The organism is Candidatus Pseudothioglobus sp. Uisw_041 (genome assembly GCF_048087625.1).
Lineage (GTDB): Bacteria > Pseudomonadota > Gammaproteobacteria > PS1 > Pseudothioglobaceae > Pseudothioglobus.
In genome coordinates, this window is sequence record NZ_CP159805.1 from 1,616,269 (window position 1) to 1,634,544 (window position 18,276).

Annotated in this window: 16 protein-coding genes and 1 pseudogene; 4 read left to right on the forward strand and 13 right to left on the reverse strand. The window is 36.0% G+C overall.

The features are described from left to right. Nucleotides 1–10: 10 nt before the first annotated feature. Together lptA and lptC are read right to left on the reverse strand one after the other, a co-directional pair. On the reverse strand, nucleotides 11–496 hold the full coding sequence (gene lptA / locus ABXT44_RS08250; RefSeq protein ID WP_416686833.1) for a lipopolysaccharide transport periplasmic protein LptA: 486 nt from the start codon (nucleotides 494–496) through the stop codon (nucleotides 11–13). Next, nucleotides 489–1,445, reverse strand: a complete 957-nt coding sequence (gene lptC / locus ABXT44_RS08255) for an LPS export ABC transporter periplasmic protein LptC (RefSeq protein WP_416686835.1) — start codon at nucleotides 1,443–1,445, stop codon at nucleotides 489–491. Before lptC ends, lptA begins: the two co-directional genes overlap by 8 nt. Before the next feature lie 3 nt (nucleotides 1,446–1,448). On the opposite strand from lptC, the gene thiE reads away from it, so the two are divergent. Then, nucleotides 1,449–2,021, forward strand: coding sequence for a thiamine phosphate synthase (gene thiE / locus ABXT44_RS08260; RefSeq protein ID WP_416686837.1), 573 nt, complete (start codon nucleotides 1,449–1,451; stop codon nucleotides 2,019–2,021). Here the strand turns inward: thiE and cfa are convergent. The 9 genes from cfa to ABXT44_RS08305 all read right to left on the reverse strand — a co-directional run bounded on the left by cfa (nucleotide 1,993) and on the right by ABXT44_RS08305 (nucleotide 11,661). Further along, nucleotides 1,993–3,147 carry a cyclopropane fatty acyl phospholipid synthase gene (gene cfa / locus ABXT44_RS08265; protein WP_416686838.1) on the reverse strand — a complete coding sequence of 385 codons (1,155 nt, stop codon included), beginning with the start codon at nucleotides 3,145–3,147 and terminating at the stop codon, nucleotides 1,993–1,995. The two genes, thiE and cfa, sit on opposite strands and share 29 nt — an antisense overlap. An 84-nt stretch (nucleotides 3,148–3,231) precedes the next feature. Then, a complete protein-coding gene (locus ABXT44_RS08270) occupies nucleotides 3,232–3,744 on the reverse strand; it encodes a disulfide bond formation protein B (RefSeq protein WP_416686839.1) in 513 nt (170 codons plus the stop codon). Between the two features lie 26 nt (nucleotides 3,745–3,770). Further along, entirely contained in the window at nucleotides 3,771–4,340 is a 570-nt protein-coding gene (locus ABXT44_RS08275; protein WP_416686841.1) for an HD domain-containing protein, read from the reverse strand. A 16-nt stretch (nucleotides 4,341–4,356) separates the two neighbouring features. Beyond that, nucleotides 4,357–4,944 carry a sarcosine oxidase subunit gamma gene (locus tag ABXT44_RS08280; protein WP_416686843.1) on the reverse strand — a complete coding sequence of 196 codons (588 nt, stop codon included), beginning with the start codon at nucleotides 4,942–4,944 and terminating at the stop codon, nucleotides 4,357–4,359. Further along, nucleotides 4,937–7,957, reverse strand: coding sequence for a 2Fe-2S iron-sulfur cluster-binding protein (locus ABXT44_RS08285; RefSeq protein ID WP_416686845.1), 3,021 nt, complete (start codon nucleotides 7,955–7,957; stop codon nucleotides 4,937–4,939). Before ABXT44_RS08285 ends, ABXT44_RS08280 begins: the two co-directional genes overlap by 8 nt. Continuing rightward, nucleotides 7,954–8,238 (reverse strand): sarcosine oxidase subunit delta, encoded by a 285-nt coding sequence (locus tag ABXT44_RS08290; protein ID WP_416686848.1) that lies wholly within the window; start codon nucleotides 8,236–8,238, stop codon nucleotides 7,954–7,956. The genes ABXT44_RS08285 and ABXT44_RS08290 overlap by 4 nt, the downstream gene beginning before the upstream one ends. A gap of 20 nt (nucleotides 8,239–8,258) precedes the next feature. Next, complete coding sequence (locus tag ABXT44_RS08295; RefSeq protein WP_416686850.1) at nucleotides 8,259–9,509, reverse strand: sarcosine oxidase subunit beta family protein; 1,251 nt, start codon at nucleotides 9,507–9,509, stop codon at nucleotides 8,259–8,261. A 25-nt stretch (nucleotides 9,510–9,534) separates the two neighbouring features. Next, nucleotides 9,535–10,641, reverse strand: a complete 1,107-nt coding sequence (locus ABXT44_RS08300; RefSeq protein WP_416686853.1) for a 2Fe-2S iron-sulfur cluster-binding protein — start codon at nucleotides 10,639–10,641, stop codon at nucleotides 9,535–9,537. A gap of 123 nt (nucleotides 10,642–10,764) precedes the next feature. Then, on the reverse strand, nucleotides 10,765–11,661 hold the full coding sequence (locus ABXT44_RS08305) for a DMT family transporter (RefSeq protein ID WP_416686854.1): 897 nt from the start codon (nucleotides 11,659–11,661) through the stop codon (nucleotides 10,765–10,767). Between the two features lie 196 nt (nucleotides 11,662–11,857). Here ABXT44_RS08305 and ABXT44_RS08310 point away from each other — a divergent pair, with 196 nt between their 5' ends. The 3 genes from ABXT44_RS08310 (at nucleotide 11,858) to cysQ (ending at nucleotide 14,861) form a co-directional block, all read left to right on the forward strand. Continuing rightward, on the forward strand, nucleotides 11,858–12,724 hold the full coding sequence (locus ABXT44_RS08310; RefSeq protein WP_416686856.1) for a DMT family transporter: 867 nt from the start codon (nucleotides 11,858–11,860) through the stop codon (nucleotides 12,722–12,724). A 131-nt stretch (nucleotides 12,725–12,855) separates the two neighbouring features. Then, on the forward strand, nucleotides 12,856–14,061 hold the full coding sequence (locus ABXT44_RS08315; RefSeq protein WP_416686858.1) for a M24 family metallopeptidase: 1,206 nt from the start codon (nucleotides 12,856–12,858) through the stop codon (nucleotides 14,059–14,061). Nucleotides 14,062–14,090: 29 nt separating this feature from the next. Continuing rightward, nucleotides 14,091–14,861, forward strand: a complete 771-nt coding sequence (cysQ, locus tag ABXT44_RS08320; protein WP_416686860.1) for a 3'(2'),5'-bisphosphate nucleotidase CysQ — start codon at nucleotides 14,091–14,093, stop codon at nucleotides 14,859–14,861. Between the two features lie 37 nt (nucleotides 14,862–14,898). Here the strand turns inward: cysQ and ABXT44_RS08325 are convergent, their stop codons facing one another. Together ABXT44_RS08325 and gcvP are read right to left on the reverse strand one after the other, a co-directional pair. Continuing rightward, nucleotides 14,899–15,414 carry a glycine cleavage system protein R gene (locus ABXT44_RS08325; RefSeq protein WP_271541538.1) on the reverse strand — a complete coding sequence of 172 codons (516 nt, stop codon included), beginning with the start codon at nucleotides 15,412–15,414 and terminating at the stop codon, nucleotides 14,899–14,901. Nucleotides 15,415–15,421: 7 nt separating this feature from the next. After that, nucleotides 15,422–18,273: pseudogene (gcvP, locus tag ABXT44_RS08330) on the reverse strand (aminomethyl-transferring glycine dehydrogenase). Nucleotides 18,274–18,276: the final 3 nt, after the last annotated feature.

An 18,276-nucleotide genomic window follows, 5' to 3' on the forward strand; every position in this document is an offset into this window, starting at 1 on the left:
TTATAGTTTTTTAGAGATCGATTTTAAACTTTACTCTTTTAGTCCCATCCTCTGAGCCTTTAACAATAACTTTATCGTTATTAATGTCATAGGTTAATGTGTCACCACTAAACGAGTCAAATCCTTGAACTAAGTAGGCATTCCCAACCAAAAAAATCATGCCTTCATTCACATCATAGGTAATCAATGTTGCAGTTGCCTCTATAAAGCGCGCCTGATTTTCTTGACTTTGAATATACTTAGCAGGATTATCAACTGTGCCAGTTGCTTTCATTGTTTCAACACCATCTGTGTCAGTTTGAACCTGGATAAGCTCTGCAGTCATCAAGAGTGAACCCTGCCTAACTTCAGCATTTCCACTAAACTCATTAAAACCTGATAGCTCATCAACTATGACAGACTCAGCTTCAATTTCTATAGGCTGCTTTGCATCTTCTGGGAGCGCAAAAACAAACGTCGTAAAAAAAATGGTAATTAATAAAATAATTTTATTCATAAACAGCCACAACCCTATTCATTAATTCAAGTTTCTTTGTTACAGCATCATAATGCATTTTTTTTGCCTTTATGTCAACAGTATTTGATTTAAAGTGAGAAAGTGAGTTTGATTTTAAGACCTCACCATCATTGGACTGATCAATTACAACATTTGAACTCTTAAGAACACCTCCAGATCCACTCACAACCTCTACTTTTCCTAACAGATTAATTAGCTTTATATTCATATCCATATCAATTCCATTTTCTGAATTAACAATAGTATCTTTTGAGCGATAAACTGTTTTTTCTTTACTTTTATATATTTTTTCACCTGCATTATGACTAATATTTAGATTTTTTGTATCAACCGTCATACCAGAATCTTCAAAAATTTTAACATTGCCACTTAAATACATCATATCACTATCAATATTCATTTCCATTCCCTCAGAAATGATTCTTACTGTCTCACCTAAATATGTAACCTCTTTATTACTTTTGATTTGTCCATTATCACTGAGAACAATTAAGGACTCTGTATCAAGCTCATGTGAAACTCCTGTCTTAGTTTCAATTTTTACCTCGCCATTAAAAAACATCTCGCCAGATTTAAGGATTTCAGCACGGTTTGATCTAAGTACGAGTCCTTCTTCTTGATTATCATTAAATGTTTTAACTTCAACGTTGAGAATCTGGACTGGGGAGTTTTTATAACTGAAGTAAGTATCAGCTTGTATCGTGTGCAATAAAATCTGCTCATTTGAATATTCTTTAAGAATAAAATTATCTATTTTTTCAAGATAAGTAGTTTCTTCAGGCTCTTCAGCACTTAAGATTGATTGATCTGAAACTTTTTGAAACACCAAAAGCTTTAGAAAATTATCTTGAAATACCCATAAGATAGCTGCCAAGACTATAATGAATACTATAAATGATTGAATTTTCTTAGTTTGAAAAAGAGCCATGATATGTTAAATCAAAGAATAAAAGGTCTGTACGGAATCACGCCAGACAAAGACCTGAATATTGCCCTTATTGAGAATGCAATTAAAAAACATAAAGTAAATATTCTCCAATACCGCCGTAAAATCCAAGATGAAAAACGTAAGCTACATGAAGCAACACAGTTGCTTGAACTATGCATACAATATAATACTTTATTTATAGTCAATGATGATGTCAACCTTTGTAAGAAAATTGGCGCTGATGGAGTTCACTTGGGACAAAATGATGTGGATATTTCTGCTGCAAGACATCTGCTTGGCAAGAAATTTATTATTGGTGTTTCATGCCATAATGATCTTGAACTTGCTTTAGAAGCTGAAAAGAATGGTGCAAATTATATTGCTTTAGGGGCTGTTTTTAAATCTAAAACTAAACCAAATGCTGCTTATTGTTCTCACTCAACGATTCAAAATATTAAAAGCAATATTAATATTCCAATTGTTGGTATAGGGGGAATTACTTTTGAAAACCAACAAAGTGTACTTGATGCAGGCTGTAACTCTATTGCTATGATAGAGGGTCTTTTTGGTCACTAAATCTAGAATTATTTTTGTAATTATAGCCACCTTTTAAGCCCTTTTTTGAAAGCACAAACTGCCATAAGTGGTTTTTTCTAGAGCGAAAAGAAGCTGCACACATTAGCAAATAGTACTCCCACATCCTCTTAAATCTTTCATCATATACTTCAGTTAATTTATCAAAGTTTTTTTGAAACTTTTCATTCCATGCCATTAATGTTGGATCATAATCTTGTCCAAAATTATGCCAATCCTCTATAACAAAAAAACCTTCGATAGATTTGCAAATTTGACTGGAAGAGGGAGACATTCCATTTGGAAAAATATACTTATTAATCCATGGATCCGTTGCACGCCCTGGGTTGTTTCTTCCAATAGTGTGTAATAAAAACAACCCATCATCCTTTAAGCATCTGTTTACAACTTTCATGTAATTTCTATAGTTTTTATACCCCACATGTTCAAACATTCCTATTGACACTATACAATCATATTTTTTTTTAAGTTCACGGTAATCTTTTAATTCGAACGATACATCAAGGCCATCGCAAGATTTTTTTGCATAACTTACTTGTTCTTTTGAGATAGTTACTCCATGCACACTTACTCCATAATTTTCAGCGGCATATTTTGCAAAACTACCCCATCCACAACCAATTTCCAGAACACTCATCCCAGGCTTAAGGTGAAGTTTTCTGCAAATTAAATCTAATTTATTGATTTGAGCTTGCTCCAAATTCTCTGCCCTCCTCCAATAGCCACATGAGTAATTCATTCTTTCATCGAGCATTAATGAAAATAAATGATTGCCAATATCATAATGCTCTGTTCCAACTATGTAAGCTCTTTTTGTTGTTTGGGCATTGAATAAGTAAGCTCTAACTACATTCATTAAAAAATAAGGGTTGGTTATTTTGACTTGCTTATCTATTCGTGCACTCAGCAGCTTATCTCCGAATTGATCTAATGATTCACAATCCCACCATCCATCCATATAGCTCTCACCAAGCGCTAAAGACCCTCCACTTAAAACGCGAGCATAAAATAAATCATTATTAATTTTAGGGTCCCACGAGCGTGGCCCATTGATTTGAATATCAGCGGAATTAAATAGTTTGTCTACTGTTTTTTTAAAATCAGTCAAATATTCAAATACTTCTGTTTTCTATCGAAATATTATCTTACCACAGAATTAATTATTTTGGAAATTGTGAACTAACTTTGAAATTTAATTTGAAAAATTTGTCCTTAATAGAGCAAAAAGGCTAAGAGCGACAATAACTATAAAAAAGATTAAGGACCAGCCTGCCATACTCAAACCTAAAAATTGCCATGGTATTTCAGCGCAATTACCATCACCCATAAATAACGCATTTAAAACATCGGCAAATGGAAACACATCAATAATGTATTCAAGCGGAGGACCACAAAGTGGAACCTCATCTTCGGGAAGTCCTTGCAACCAAACCTGGCGACCAGAAATCCATACACCAGCAATAGCAAAAAGAGCTATAAAAAAAGAATACAGTTTGCTGGCTCGAATATGCGGATTATGCAAAAAAGCTACAAATGAACTAACGCCAATCAAACAATAAAAAAACTGCTGAGTTATGCATAGCGTGCAAGCCTCTAGACCTAGAACCTTAATACTATAAGCTGCATAACCAAGCAATGACCCTACTAGTATAAAAATAATTAAGTGTATTTGTCTTGGTAGAAGTTGAAGTAAAAAAGTATTCATTTTATTAAATTAATTTGAATTAGTTATCATACAAGTTTTTCAGGCTCATTGAACTTGGGACTTGAAAAAAAATCATTGATCATAGGAATAAAAAATTCTAGAGGCTTTGTCTCATAATTTGGATCAAAACAATTCTGATCATATTCATGACAAAACTTTATAGCATCTTGATACCAAGGGCTATTAATAAATAATTCTCTAGCATTTCTATCTCCACCTGAATGATGTGCATAGTAGTACATCTGAAAGACACCATGGTGTTTTACAATCCAATAAGTCTTCTCTGATACAAAAGGTCGAAGGATTGCTGCTGCCATTTCTGAATGTGAATATGGAGCTAGACCATCTCCTATATCATGAAATAAAATCGCTATTACTATTTCCAAATCTTCCCCGGCAAAATGGGCTCTTGTAGCACCCTGTAAACTATGCTCAAGCCTACTAATTTGATAACCAGAAAGACTTGAATTAAGTGATCTCAGTGAAGCAATCAATCGCTTTGGAAGCTCTAAATTAAATTCATCTTCAAGGTCATTTAGAAAAGCATACTCTTCAGCAGTTCCATTCTCCATACTTTTAAAGCTAACCTTTTTCATAATAAATTATTCTTCCTTATATTCTTTTTGCACTATCCTTTAATAATCCAGCAACATAATGAGAAAACGAGTGTCTAACCATCATCAACAAATTTCCCTCAATATTTCGATAAATACAAACTGGCGCTTGCCCACAAGTAGTTGATACAACTTTACCTATAGTCAAGGAGCCCTCTAAATCATAACTCATCCATCTAGACAATAAGGTGTCTACATTATTTCCTGAAAACTCCAGAATACCATAAGCTCCAGAACTGTCTGTCGTTGACATTCCTTTAGGGAGTGATTTAAACTTTTCAAGAAGTTGATCTTTATTATTTCTATTATGTAGCAACCAAATTTCATCTGGGCTTATCCATAGAAAATTATCACCATTATCATTGAGGCTTGCAGATAAAGATTCAGGTAACTCTGCATTAAAAATGTCTTTAATAGTAATAGCATTTTTTTTATGATCTTTTGATGTTCTTATAACCATTAAAGATAAATCTGAAATCTCACGGCAAACTAGGTCATCTTGATTAATAAGAAAACCATCCTGATCCAAAACAGGTTGAAAAGTTGTTCTAAATTCCATAATATTGTTTTCTACTAAACTACTCATTACCATCCACCTTTTCACCTTCAATATCATAAAAAACACTACTAGAAACTTCACAAGGGATTTCCTTTAAACCTTGTTTCTCTTGAACAATTTTAACTAATACTATTTCAGTCATTTTTGAAAGTCCCCCCTTAAGTTGAGCCATTGCAATTGACCTTCTAAGTATAGGGCTAAAATAACTGGAGGTCACATAACCTATGGAGCCTCCTTTATTATTAATTATGTGAGAACCTTCTGGAAGCACAACATGAGCATCCTTTGTTAATAGTCCTACTAGTTGAAAGCGATCATCAGAATTGAGTGCAGAAATACTAAAAGAACGACGGCCAATATAAGAAAAAGGTTTATCTTTTGCAAGAATCCAATTCATGTTGACATCCATTGGTGTCATCGAACCATCAGTATCTTGACCAACAATAATATAACCTTTTTCCGCGCGAAGTACATGCATTGATTCAGTTCCATAAGGCGTTATATTCCATTGCTTACCAGCCAATGCAACCTCATCCCAAATATACCGACCATAATTAGCCTCAATATTAATTTCATAAGCAAGTTCGCCAGAAAAACTAATCCTCATAATCCTTGCTTCTACGCCACATACTGTTCCAGGTCGCCACTGCATAAACTTAAAATTATCACGCTCAAAGTCAATGTCATGACATAGAACTTTCATCAAATTACGAGCATTTGGTCCAACAACTGCAACGGTTGCAAATTGGTCTGTAACACTACTAAGATGAACATCTAAGTCACTCCACTCGGTCTGAAGCCACATCTCTAAAGCAGAGTAAACGCTTGCAGCACCTCCAGTTGTAGTAGTCATAATAAAGTGATTATCATTGATACAGGCTGAGACTCCGTCATCAATGATCATTCCTTTCTCATTACACATAAGTCCATAACGACAGCTCCCTGGAGCAAGCTTCATCCAAGCATTGGTGTAAACTCTGGATAAAAATTCTCTAGAATCTTTCCCTTGAACATCAATTTTTCCAAGAGTTGATGCATCCATCATTCCAAGTGAAGTTCTAACGGCAAGACACTCTCTATTAACTGCTTGATGAATATCTTCTCCACTCTTTGGATAATACCAAGGTCGGTACCATTGGCCTACAACCTCGAACTCTGCTCCACTTTCTAAATGAGAGTCGTGGATTGTTGTATACCGTTGGGGATCAAAAAAACCTCCTACTTCCCGGCCTGCCATAGCACCAAAATCAACTCCAGTATAAGCTGGGCGAAATGTAGTTGTTCCAACTTCAGACAAAGGAACATCTAGAAACTGTGCTGCAACAGCAATACCATTGATATTACCAGTTTTACCTTGATCAGTTCCAAATCCCATCGCAGTGTAGCGCTTAATATGTTCAATCGAGCGATACCCCTCTCTAATTGCTAGAGCAACATCTAAAGTAGTCACGTCATTTTGCATATCAATAAACACTTTAGGCCTATTCAGAATTTCTATTGGCACAAAAAATTGACTAGCATTGTAGTAATCTAAATAATTTTCGCTCATGCTATCTTGGGTAGATTTCTTAATTTCGCCCAAAGATAAAAGAGTCAATTGAGCTTTATTTTTTGCATCAATTACAACATCCTTCCAAAATCCAATGGCACTAATTGAGCCACACACTTGTCTATTTTTTCGCACCTTTTGTGGCAAAAAAGCTTGAGAACCTTCATCAAAAAAAGTTTTTGCGCCGCAATGACAGTCAAGGTGGACCACCGGATTAAAGCCACCTGATGATGCCAATAAGTCACAATTCAATCTTTTTGAAGGACCTGTAAGCCTCCACTTCTTGCCTTGCACTTCAACCGAAGAAACCTCGATACCTTTTACAAGGTTTGTTCCATGTGCTTTTAGCACAGCATAACCTTGGAGAACTTCGATACCTAATTTTTTTGCCTTTAAGACAGTTTCACTCTCTCCACCAGATGGCCTAATATCAATGACCTTACAGTTAATCTCATTATTATTGATGTCAATTGCTGTGCTATAGATGCTGTCATTATTTCCATACAAAACAACATCTTTGCCTGAGATTACACCAAACTCATTAAGGTAACGCCTAACAGACTGACTCAACATTATATTTGCTAAATCATTCGTTTCAAATAATATAGGGCGCTCATGAGCTCCAGTTGCCAATATAACTTCTTTAGCTCTTATCTTATGCAGCACTTTCCTAGCAGCTTGTGTGCCTCCTGATATCAATGACTCACCAGTAGCATTAGTTTGCAATACCTCTATATAGTTATGGTCATACCAAGCATAGGCTGTTGATCGGGAGAATATTTTCAAACGACTATTGGCTACATTTTTAAATTCCAGTAACTTACTAAGATTATCATGATGCCAACTAATGGCAGTATCATCACTTTGAAATTCATTAAATAATTCCCCACCTAAATGCGCTCGCTCATCAACCAAAATAACCCTTGTTGTTTTAGAGTTATTGAGAACTTCTAATGCAGCTGTTATTCCCGCTACGCCACCTCCAACAACAAGGACCTCAGTATGATGGAAAATATGATCATAAACATCCTCATCTTTTTCAGTAGGGGCTTTTGAAAAGCCTGCAAGTGATCTTAGGCTATCTTCAACCATTGCCCAAACCTTTTGCTTTATAAAGGTTTTATAATAAAAACCTGCTGGCATAAATCGATGTAATGGTTTAATTAAAGCGCGAAAATCAATTGAATTTGGATTACTAGAGCTCACTGCACTTAAGCCATCATAAATCATAACTTCAGTTGCCTTCAAATTAGGCGTATAGCGCCCACCAATTTCTAGTGAAACAAGTGCGTTAGGCTCCTCAACACCTGAACCCATTAGGCCACGCTTACGTCCATATTTAAAGCTTCTAGCATAGAATAGAACGTCATTTGCTATTAATGCAGAAGCTAAGGTGTCGCCTTTGTACCCCTTATAGGATTTGTTATTAAATATAAAGCTTAGAACTTCAGATTGATCTATAAAGTCACTCTTATGATTCTTTAATCTCATGATCGATTCTCGCTCGTTACCTCTCCAAAAGCCGCAACCTCAAGAATTTCATGGCTAATCGTAGATCTTTTAACTAAGAAATATTTACGACATCCATTAGTATGGACCCACTGCTCCCAGTGATCTCCTTTGTGATTAGTGCGATAAAATACATAATCAGACCACTCATCATCACTAAGCTCTTCAGGGTTCTGAGGTCTGGCAATAAAAGCCTCTCCAGCAGGAGAAAATTCATTTTGATCTCTCGATTCTTTACAATATGGACAATCTATCAAAAACATAATATTACCTTTATATATAACTAATGTGCAACTCCTGCTGCACCATGCTCGTCAATAAGAGCTCCACTTGTAAAACGATCAATATGAAATGGAACTGCTAACTCATGTTGCTTATCTTGAGCAATGGTGTGAGCAAAAACATTTCCAGAGCCTGGAGTCGCTTTAAAGCCTCCAGTTCCCCAGCCACAGTTAAAGTAAAGCCCTTCAACTTTTGTTGGACTAATTACAGGACAAGCATCAGGGCAAACATCAACTATGCCTCCCCATTGACGGTTCATACGAACTCTCGAAAAAATTGGAAACAATTCAAGTATTGCAGCAGCGCAATGTTCTACTATCTTTGCACTACCTCTTTGAGCATATGAGTTGTAACCATCAATACCAGCTCCAATAACTAAATCTCCCTTATCACTCTGGCTTACGTAACCATGAACAGCATTCGACATTACTACCGTATGGAGAATTGGTTTCATAGCTTCAGACACAAATGCTTGAAGAGGGTGGCTTTCAACTGGCAGTCTTAATCCTGCCATTTTTGCAACAACTGAAGAGTGCCCTGCACTTACGCAGCCAACTCGATCTGCCATAATATCACCCAATGTTGTCTTAACGCCTTTTACTCTTCCTTCTTCAACCTCGATGTCAATAACCTCACAATTTTGTATAATGTCAACTCCAAGATTTGAAGCGGCCCTGGCAAAACCCCAAGCAACACCATCATGCCTAGCAACGCCAGCACGTGCCTGGAAAGATGCTCCCATAATTGGGTATCTTGCATTTTTAGAAGTATTAATAATTGGAATTTGTTCTTTTATCTCCTTTTGGTCAACTACTACCGCATCAACACCATTGAGCACATTAGCATTTACTCTTCGCTCAATATCTCTCATATCTTGCAGAGTGTGTCCAAGGTTGTACACCCCTCTCTGACTAAACATAACATTGAAGTTTAGATCTTCACTAAGCCCTTCCCAAAGTCTCATGGAGTGCTCATAAAGACTAGAAGCCTCGTCCCTTAAATAGTTTGAACGAATAATAGTGGTATTTCTGCCAGTATTTCCACCACCAATATAGCCTTTTTCAAGAACCGCTACATTTGTAATACCGCACTCTTTAGCTAAATAATAAGCTGTAGCTAGTCCATGGCCACCACCACCAATGATAATAACATCGTACTTAGATTTAGGTTTTGATAATGGGATCGCTTGATCCCATTCTTGATTGCCTAATCCAGCCTTTAATAACGAATACCAAGAATATTTTTTTTGCATAATAATTTAAGCTCAAACAATAAAACTATAAATCAAGAACTACGTCACTTGTGGGATAAGAACAACAAGTAAGTATGTAACCCTCTTCCTCATGAGACTTTAAAAGCCCACCCTGAGCATCCATCTCAACTGTACCTTCTATCATCTTGGTGCGACATGTTCCACATAGCCCCATAGAGCAAGCAAAAGGAACTGTAATGCCTTGTTTTTGAATTGAAACCAATATACTCGAATTACTGCCACAAGACACCACCTTATCACTCTTCGACAGGGTGACATTATATTCATTTATTCCACTATCTGGAACTTTATGTTCTGGCAATTCCAGATTAACTGCCATATTACTTTGAGCAGTTGAACTCTCAATATCAAAGCTCTCTTGATGATAAGCAGACATATCAAAATTGCTCGATTCTAAAATCTTTTTTGCATTTTGCATATAAGGTTCTGGCCCACAACAATATACCTCTCTATCAGTGAAATCTGGCACAAGTTCTAAAAGCAGTTCAGAACTTAAAAATCCACTAGGTCCCTCCCAGTTTGCATCTGGTTTATCACATATAAAATGCCTTTTAAAGTTAGTCTGATGAAGTTCATAAAACTCAAGCTCTTCTTTTGAAATTAAATCTTTGGGAGATAGTGCATTATGAATAAAAACTAAATCAACATTTATAGATAAATCAATAAAGTATCTTGTCATTGAGAGCATTGGGGTAATACCACTTCCACCTGACATAAGTAAAATTTTAGGCCTAGGCTGATCAAGAGCAACACTAAAAGACCCTCCAATATTAAGAGCATCAACGCAATCACCAATCTTTAAGTTGTCATGCATCCAGTTAGTAACAACCCCATCCTTCATTCTTTTATTAGTAATAGTTATTGTGTACGGTCGAGTTGGACTTGACGCTATGGTATAAGTTCTCATAACCTCATTGCCATCTATATTTAAAAATAGAGTTGTATGCTGGCCTGGCAAAAACTGAAACCATGCGTCTTTCTTTGACTTAAAAGTAAAGCTCTTAACATTGTGAGTTTCATCTTTGATTTCAACACACTTTAGAGGTGATAGATCTCCAACCCACCTATCAAGACTTTCAATATTTATATTGGGAAAAACTAATTCATTCATCTTACTTCAACTTAGTATTTAAATAATTGTTTACAATTTTATCATTGCCTTATGCAGTTGTAAAAATTAGAAAAGAAAACAGACTGTTTTTAATTCCAGCTAGACTTAATTAAAAATAACACTCTAAGGCATAGGAATTACATGTTTTTTTCTGGCATTCATTCCCTGAAAAATAATTGCCATAAATATAGCGCAACCACCAATTAAAGTATTTGTACTCGGAACCTCGTGAATGCCAAATATTGGAAGCCATGCCCAAAAAATTCCCAAAACCACCTCAAGCAATGAAAGCATTACAAGCTCACCACTAGGCAAATATTTTGCCCCTAATCCATATAATATAAGGCCAACTCCAACTACTAAGCCATGCATCATACTAATTCCAATATTGGCTGAGGCCATCTCAAAACTACTTCCACTTACTAGAATTAAAATTGTTGCCCATAACATACAAAAAAAGCCAGCAAGAGCAGGCGTTAATAATTTAGGCACTTCAGGGTTTTTTCGAATTGTAATTGTGTATATTGCAAAGCCTAAAGCTACAAAGAAACCATAAACAACACCTAATAAAGTAGTTGATTTTTCAGTATCCCAAACCATAATTGTAATTCCAGCAGCAACAATCAACATGTTTATGAAAGTTATAGGGCTCAACCTTTCACCTAAAATAAGATAGCCTAAAAACGCAGAAAGAACTGGGGACAGGGCAAGCATTAATAGAGTAATAGCAACTGTTGTTGTTGTTAATGCATAAATCCATCCAAAAAATGTAAATGACATTACAACGCTTCCGACCAAACTCCAGGAGTCGATCCTCTTAAACGTAAGAAAAAAATCTTTGCCTTCTCTAAATGCTACATAAATGAGAATCACCGATGTGATTATTAAACCCCTATAAAGTAGATATTGAAGTCTATAGTTTTCAGCATCTTCTAGTAGGCGAACAAGTGGCGCACCAAAACTCCAGATGATTCCGCTGATAACGACTAATAAAAATCCAAGAAAATATCTATTCTGCATGAAACCCCTACATAACATAAAGATTGACACTAATTATTTCCGCATTTTGTTCTTAAAATATATATCTGTCAATCATTTTTTTACGTGCCAAGAAGAGATACCAAAGTTAACACTATTATTTGTACAAAAAAATAAGTAAATTCAAAGCTTAGTTCCAGTTAAAATTTAACTTTAAACACTTAGACCTAAAAAATTCATGGATAACTTAAGAGGTATTCTATTCATGATTCTTGCAATGGCTGGATTTGCATTTGAGGATTTATTTATTAAAATTCTCTCAGCTTATTTTCCAATTTCAGAAGTAATAATAATTCTTGGCTTTACTGGAAGTATCGTTTTTCTCATAATTGCACTTTTTCAGAAAGCACCAATTTTTCATAAAGACCTATTAAATAAGCATGTAATAATTCGAACAATTTGTGAGCTTTTAGGGGCGGTATTTTTTGTTACAGCAATTGCTTTAACGCCTCTTTCATCCGCTTCAGCTATTCTACAAATAACGCCATTATTAGTAACCATTGGTGCTGTAATATTTTTTAGAGAAAAAGTAGGATGGAGGCGCTGGACAGCAGTATTTGTTGGCTTTATGGGTGTGTTATTAATTTTGCGTCCTGGCTATGGTGGCTTTATGCCGGCTTCAATATTTGCATTGCTTGGATCTTTATTTCTAGCAGCAAGAGATTTATCAACTCGCGCAATGAAGGTTGACCTTCCCTCGGTAACGATTGCTTTATATGCCTTTATAGCTTTTGGAATCTCAGGTATTTTAATTATTCCATTTAATTCGCCAATGATCGCTCCATCACTATATCAACTTATGTACTTTATTGGAGCATCGACTTTTGGGGTAATTGCTTATTATTCACTTGTTATATCATCACGTATTGGTGAAATGTCCGTTATATCACCATTCCGATATTCACGGATTGTATTCGCAATGCTTCTAGCAATAATAGTTCTTGGAGAGAGGCCAGATAGCTTTACCCTTATTGGAGCATCAATTGTCGTAGCTTCAGGACTTTATACATTCATACGTGAAAGTATTTTAAATAAACCTCAATGAATTAGAGTAATTAGACCATGGGTCGTAAACTATTTTTCATCAAGCAGAAAATATATGCTTTAAGAAAAGCTTGCTATACTTTACTAAAATGACTAACATCCGCACAAATTAACTCAATCAAAGGAGTCGCTATGAATATGCCAAGAACAATACTTATACCAAATGGTGACAATATAGTTCACACATTTAGTGATAAAGAATTCCAAAATCGCCAGCAAAGTCTCAGAACTCATATGGCGCAAAATAACATTGATAGTGTAATTTTTACGTCAATTCATGGCATTAATTATTACAGTGACTTCCTCTATTGCTCTTTTGGCAGACCTTACGCACTTGTCGTTACGCAAGATAAAACTACAACGGTAACTGCAAATATTGATGGTGGCCAACCTTGGCGTAGAACTTTTGGTGAAAACTTAGTCTACACAGACTGGCAAAAAGATAGCTTCTTTTATGCACTACAACAGCTCGTACGTAATGGCGATAAAATTGGCATAGAGTATGATCATATAACTAAAGAGCGCTTGGATAAGCTTCAAGCTGCATTTAACAAATCAAACTTTATTGATATTTCAGTTGATTGCATGAAGATGCGCTCTATCAAGTCAGATGAGGAAATTGTTCATATCATTCAGGGAGCAAATGTTTGTGATATAGGCGGAGCAGCACTCGTTGAAGCCGTTAAAGAAGGAGTGCCAGAACACGAGGTAGCCCTTCACTCGACGCAGGCTATGGTCAGAGAAATTGCTAAGCGATATCCAAACTCAGAGCTAATGGACACCTGGACTTGGTTTCAATCTGGCATTAATACTGATGGCGCGCACAACCCCGTGACCACTAGGAAAGTTCAAAAAGGTGATATTTTAAGTCTTAATTGTTTTTCAATGATTGCAGGCTACTATGTTGCACTCGAAAGAACATTATTTTATGATCATGTTGATGACGCATCCATGAGATTGTGGGAAATTAATGTAAAGGTACATGAGGAAGGAATGAAACTTATCAAGCCAGGAGTTGCATGCAAAGACATCGCACTTGAACTTAATAAAATTTTTGAAGAGTACGGCTTGCTTGAAAGTAGAACTTTTGGATATGGTCATTCATTTGGAGTTTTGTCTCACTACTATGGCCGTGAAGCTGGAGTTGAGCTAAGAGAGGATATAGATACAGTGCTGCAAAAAAATATGGTTGTCTCTATGGAGCCTATGATTATGATCCCAGGAAGTCAGCCTGGTGCTGGTGGTTATCGTGAACATGATGTTATGGTGTTAACTGAAGATAGCGCCTATGACATTACCAAATTTCCATTTGGTCCAGAGCATAATATTATTACTTAGTAGTTTTTATAAAACACTAACCCAGAAAAATGGAAACTATTGATTACTCGTATTTATTAAAAGAGTTGAAATTAACAGCCCGAAATGCTGGTAATGAAATTATGAAAATCTATGCTAATTCAATAAATGTTAACTTCAAAGAAGATGGATCGCCGGTTACACTAGCTGACAAAGCAGCAGAGCATGTAATTCTTAAAAAACTTAAAGAGATTACCCCAGATATCCTAATCGTCTCAGAAGAAGACTCAAAAAGTCATAGTTCAAAAGCTACGAATCAGTTTTTTCTCATAGATCCACTTGATGGCACAAAAGAGTTCCTTAAAAAAGATGGCTTAGGTTCATTTACTGTAAATATTGGACTTATTGAAAATGGCATTCCAACTTTAGGGGTTGTTTATGCACCTGTACTTAACAGGATGTTTTTTGCTTCAGTTACTACTGGCGCTTTCGAAGAATCAAATGACTTAATTAAGCCTATAACTATTCGAGAATTACCTCAATCTGGAGCTGTTGCTGTAGCGAGCGTTTCTCATCGTGACGAATTAACAAACACTTGGTTAAATGATCATAAAATTAAGAATACAACATCCATTGGGTCTTCATTAAAATTTTGTTTAGTTGCCTGTGGTGAGGCTGATGTCTATCCTCGATTTGGTCCAACTATGGAATGGGACACTGCTGCTGGAGATGCTGTATTGAGATGTGCAGGTGGCTCAGTTAAGCATCCAAATGATGAGCCGTTTAACTATGGAAAGTCTAATTATAGAAATGGTCCATTTATTGCTTATGGAAGTTTCTAGATCAAAAGAAATAATAACTCTTACTAATCAAACCATCCTAACTTTCGTAAGAATATATCTCTACCATCATCTCATCTGCAATTAGCTCAAGCTTATCTCTAATAAGGTTTTCGTCAAGAGAGACTGGCAAATGAAGAGTAATTTGTGCTTTGAAAAGCTGCTCTCCAGACATAGATGCATCAATTATCTCAGTCTTTAACTCTTCTACATTTGCTTGCAAATCATCTGCTAGAACATGAGATAGTTTATTGATAATGCCAACATGATTTTGACCAATAAGTTCAATGTTATAACTCTTTACATTAGCTTGCTTTAATGGAGAAGTTTCTTCGCACGCTATTTGCAATCCTAAAGACGATGAAACCAACTCTTTACTTAATTGAGTAGCATTTTTGGATGGCACATTAACCTTCAGAATTCCAGCAAACTTTCCTTCAAAGCTGGACATATTACTCTCAATCCAGTCACCATTATTGGCCACAATAATCTTTGAAAGACCATCAATAAGCCCAGGTTTATCGTCACCTAAAACACTAATCAAAAATGATGTCATAAAATTTTTATTTATAATCTTCTACACTTGGACAAGAACAAATTAAGTTCTTATCACCATAGACATTATCCACTCGCGAAACTGGCGGCCAGTATTTAACTCGCCTTAAACTTTCGACAGGATATGCTGCCTCTTCCCTGGAGTATGAAAAATTCCATTCTGTAGATGTTACCATTTCTAGAGTATGTGGAGAATTAATTAGCGGGTTATCTTCTGTAGAGTATTCTCCAGACTCAACTTTTAGTATCTCTTTTCTGATTTGTATCATAGCATCACAAAATCGATCAAGCTCATCCAATGACTCAGACTCTGTTGGTTCAATCATCAACGTTCCAGCAACTGGAAATGACATAGTTGGGGCATGAAAACCGTAATCAATGAGTCGCTTAGCTACATCATCTACACTTATACCAACTGTGTCTTTAATGGGCCTAATATCAATAATACACTCATGGGCAATCCTACCATTTTCATCACTATAAAGTATTGGATAGTGCTCTTCAAGTCTCTTTGATATATAGTTTGCATTTAAAATTGCATTGCATGTAGAAGCATAAAGGCCTTCTTTACCAAGCATTGCAATATACATCCAACTGATAGGCAAAATACTGCCAGAACCCCATGGAGCCCCAGAAATACTTCCAACATCTGTATTATTTAATGGCGTTGTTGGTAAAAAATGTACTAAATGCTCTTTAACGCCAATTGGCCCAACTCCAGGACCACCCCCGCCATGAGGAATAGCAAATGTTTTATGTAAATTAAGGTGTGATACGTCGCCTCCAAATTCACCTGGAGCAGAAACACCAACCATTGCATTCATATTAGCACCATCAATATAAACCTGACCTCCAGCATTATGAACAATTTCACAAACCTCTTTTACATCCTTTTCAAATACTCCATGAGTCGAAGGATATGTAATCATTATTGCAGCTAGATTATCGGCATGCTCTTTTGCTTTTGCTTTTAAATCTAAAAGATCAATATTGCCATCCTCTGCACTATCAATTACGATTACCTTCATACCAGCCATTTGTGCAGATGCTGGATTAGTACCATGGGCAGAAGATGGAATTAAACAAATATTTCTGTTTTCTTCACCTCTACTTCGATGATAAGCACGAATTGCAATTAACCCCGCATACTCACCCTGAGCTCCTGAATTAGGCTGCAGTGATATTGCAGCATAACCTGTTGCCTCACAAAGCATTTCTTCAAGCTCACTAATCATCTCTTGATAACCTATGACTTGATTCATTGGAACTGCTGGATGGATCTGAGAAAATTCTGGCCAAGATACTGGTATTAATTCAGCTGCAGCATTAAGCTTCATTGTGCATGAACCAAGAGGAATCATTGAGCGATCAAGTGCAATATCCTTATCTCCTAAATACCTAATATAGCGCATCATATTTGTTTCTGATCGATAGGTATTAAAAACATCATGTGTCAAGAAGCTTGATTTTCTTTTTAGACTTTTGTGAATTTGAGTCTTATTTTTTTCAAATATAATTTGAGTATTTAGGCCAGATTCTGTATTAAATATTTTCCATAAGCGTTCTATATCCTCAGGAGCACTGAGCTCATCAAATGAAACTGAAACGAGTGTCTTACTAAAAACATTTATGTTGTATCCATTCTTTTCAGCTTGCATAACTACTGCATCAGAGTTCTCAACTTCTATAGTTAATGTATCAAAAAATGTCTCATTTAAAATACGAAATCCCATTTCTGACATGCCGTCAGCAAAAACACTTGAGTAGCGAAAAATTCGATCAGCGATATTTTTAAGTCCCTCTGGTCCATGATAAACAGCATACATGCTTGCCATAATTGCTAGAAGAGCTTGAGCAGTACAAATATTACTTGTCGCTTTTTCACGGCGAATGTGTTGCTCTCTAGTCTGAAGCGCAAGTCTATAAGCAAGCCTCCCTTTAGTATCAACCGATGCTCCAATAATACGCCCAGGCATAGACCTTTTGTATTTGTCACTGATAGACATGAAGGCAGCATGTGGACCACCATAACCAATTGGCACTCCAAATCTTTGAGTATTACCAACTACTATGTCTGTACCCATTTCACCAGGTGGCTTTAAAAGTGTTAAAGAAAGTAAGTCTGCACTAACTGCAACGAGAGCTTTTTTTGATGAACTAATTCTATTAAACTTGAGTAATCACTATAGCCGCCATAAGTATTAGGATATTGCAATAACACTCCAAAACAATCAAGCTCTTTTAGATCAGTTAGAGGGTCACCAACAACAACCTCAATATTTAGTGGCTCAGCTCGAGTTTTAATTACTTCAATATTTTGAATAAAACAATCATTAGCTACAAAGAAGATATTACTCTTAGATTTACTAACTCGATGACATAAAGTCATAGCTTCTGCGCAAGCAGTTGCCTCATCTAGCATTGATGCATTTGCTAAATCCATCCCTGTTAAGTCTGAGACCATTGTTTGAAAATTCATTAATGCCTCTAACCGGCCTTGAGATATTTCTGGCTGATAAGGAGTATACGCAGTGTACCAAGAAGGATTTTCTTGGACATTGCGCTGAATTACTGGTGGTGTAATTGCATTGTAATAACCCTGGCCAATGAATGACTTATAACGAATATTCATTCTAGCTAGATTTCTTAATTTTTTAAGGGCTGCCAACTCCGACATACCTTTAGCTATATTCATCGGCTTTTTCCGACGAATAACATCTGGCACAATCTCATCAATTAACTTATCTAAGTTGTCAAAACCAAGATAATCAAGCATCTGATTTTTCTGCTCAGTTGAAGAACCAATATGCCTAGTAGTAAAGGCATCATTATTTAATAAATCTTCAATTTTTTTAGCCATTTA

Excerpts from the sequence above, each read along its gene's own strand:
- lptA (WP_416686833.1), bottom strand. The coding sequence starts at position 496 with ATGAATAAAATTATTTTATTAATTACCATTTTTTTTACGACGTTTGTT.
- lptC (WP_416686835.1), bottom strand. The coding sequence starts at position 1,445 with ATGGCTCTTTTTCAAACTAAGAAAATTCAATCATTTATAGTATTCATT.
- thiE (WP_416686837.1), top strand. The coding sequence starts at position 1,449 with ATGTTAAATCAAAGAATAAAAGGTCTGTACGGAATCACGCCAGACAAA.
- ABXT44_RS08270 (WP_416686839.1), bottom strand. The coding sequence starts at position 3,744 with ATGAATACTTTTTTACTTCAACTTCTACCAAGACAAATACACTTAATT.
- ABXT44_RS08275 (WP_416686841.1), bottom strand. The coding sequence starts at position 4,340 with ATGAAAAAGGTTAGCTTTAAAAGTATGGAGAATGGAACTGCTGAAGAG.
- ABXT44_RS08280 (WP_416686843.1), bottom strand. The coding sequence starts at position 4,944 with ATGAGTAGTTTAGTAGAAAACAATATTATGGAATTTAGAACAACTTTT.
- ABXT44_RS08285 (WP_416686845.1), bottom strand. The coding sequence starts at position 7,957 with ATGAGATTAAAGAATCATAAGAGTGACTTTATAGATCAATCTGAAGTT.
- ABXT44_RS08290 (WP_416686848.1), bottom strand. The coding sequence starts at position 8,238 with ATGTTTTTGATAGATTGTCCATATTGTAAAGAATCGAGAGATCAAAAT.
- ABXT44_RS08295 (WP_416686850.1), bottom strand. The coding sequence starts at position 9,509 with ATGCAAAAAAAATATTCTTGGTATTCGTTATTAAAGGCTGGATTAGGC.
- ABXT44_RS08300 (WP_416686853.1), bottom strand. The coding sequence starts at position 10,641 with ATGAATGAATTAGTTTTTCCCAATATAAATATTGAAAGTCTTGATAGG.
- ABXT44_RS08305 (WP_416686854.1), bottom strand. The coding sequence starts at position 11,661 with ATGCAGAATAGATATTTTCTTGGATTTTTATTAGTCGTTATCAGCGGA.
- ABXT44_RS08310 (WP_416686856.1), top strand. The coding sequence starts at position 11,858 with ATGGATAACTTAAGAGGTATTCTATTCATGATTCTTGCAATGGCTGGA.
- ABXT44_RS08315 (WP_416686858.1), top strand. The coding sequence starts at position 12,856 with ATGAATATGCCAAGAACAATACTTATACCAAATGGTGACAATATAGTT.
- cysQ (WP_416686860.1), top strand. The coding sequence starts at position 14,091 with ATGGAAACTATTGATTACTCGTATTTATTAAAAGAGTTGAAATTAACA.
- ABXT44_RS08325 (WP_271541538.1), bottom strand. The coding sequence starts at position 15,414 with ATGACATCATTTTTGATTAGTGTTTTAGGTGACGATAAACCTGGGCTT.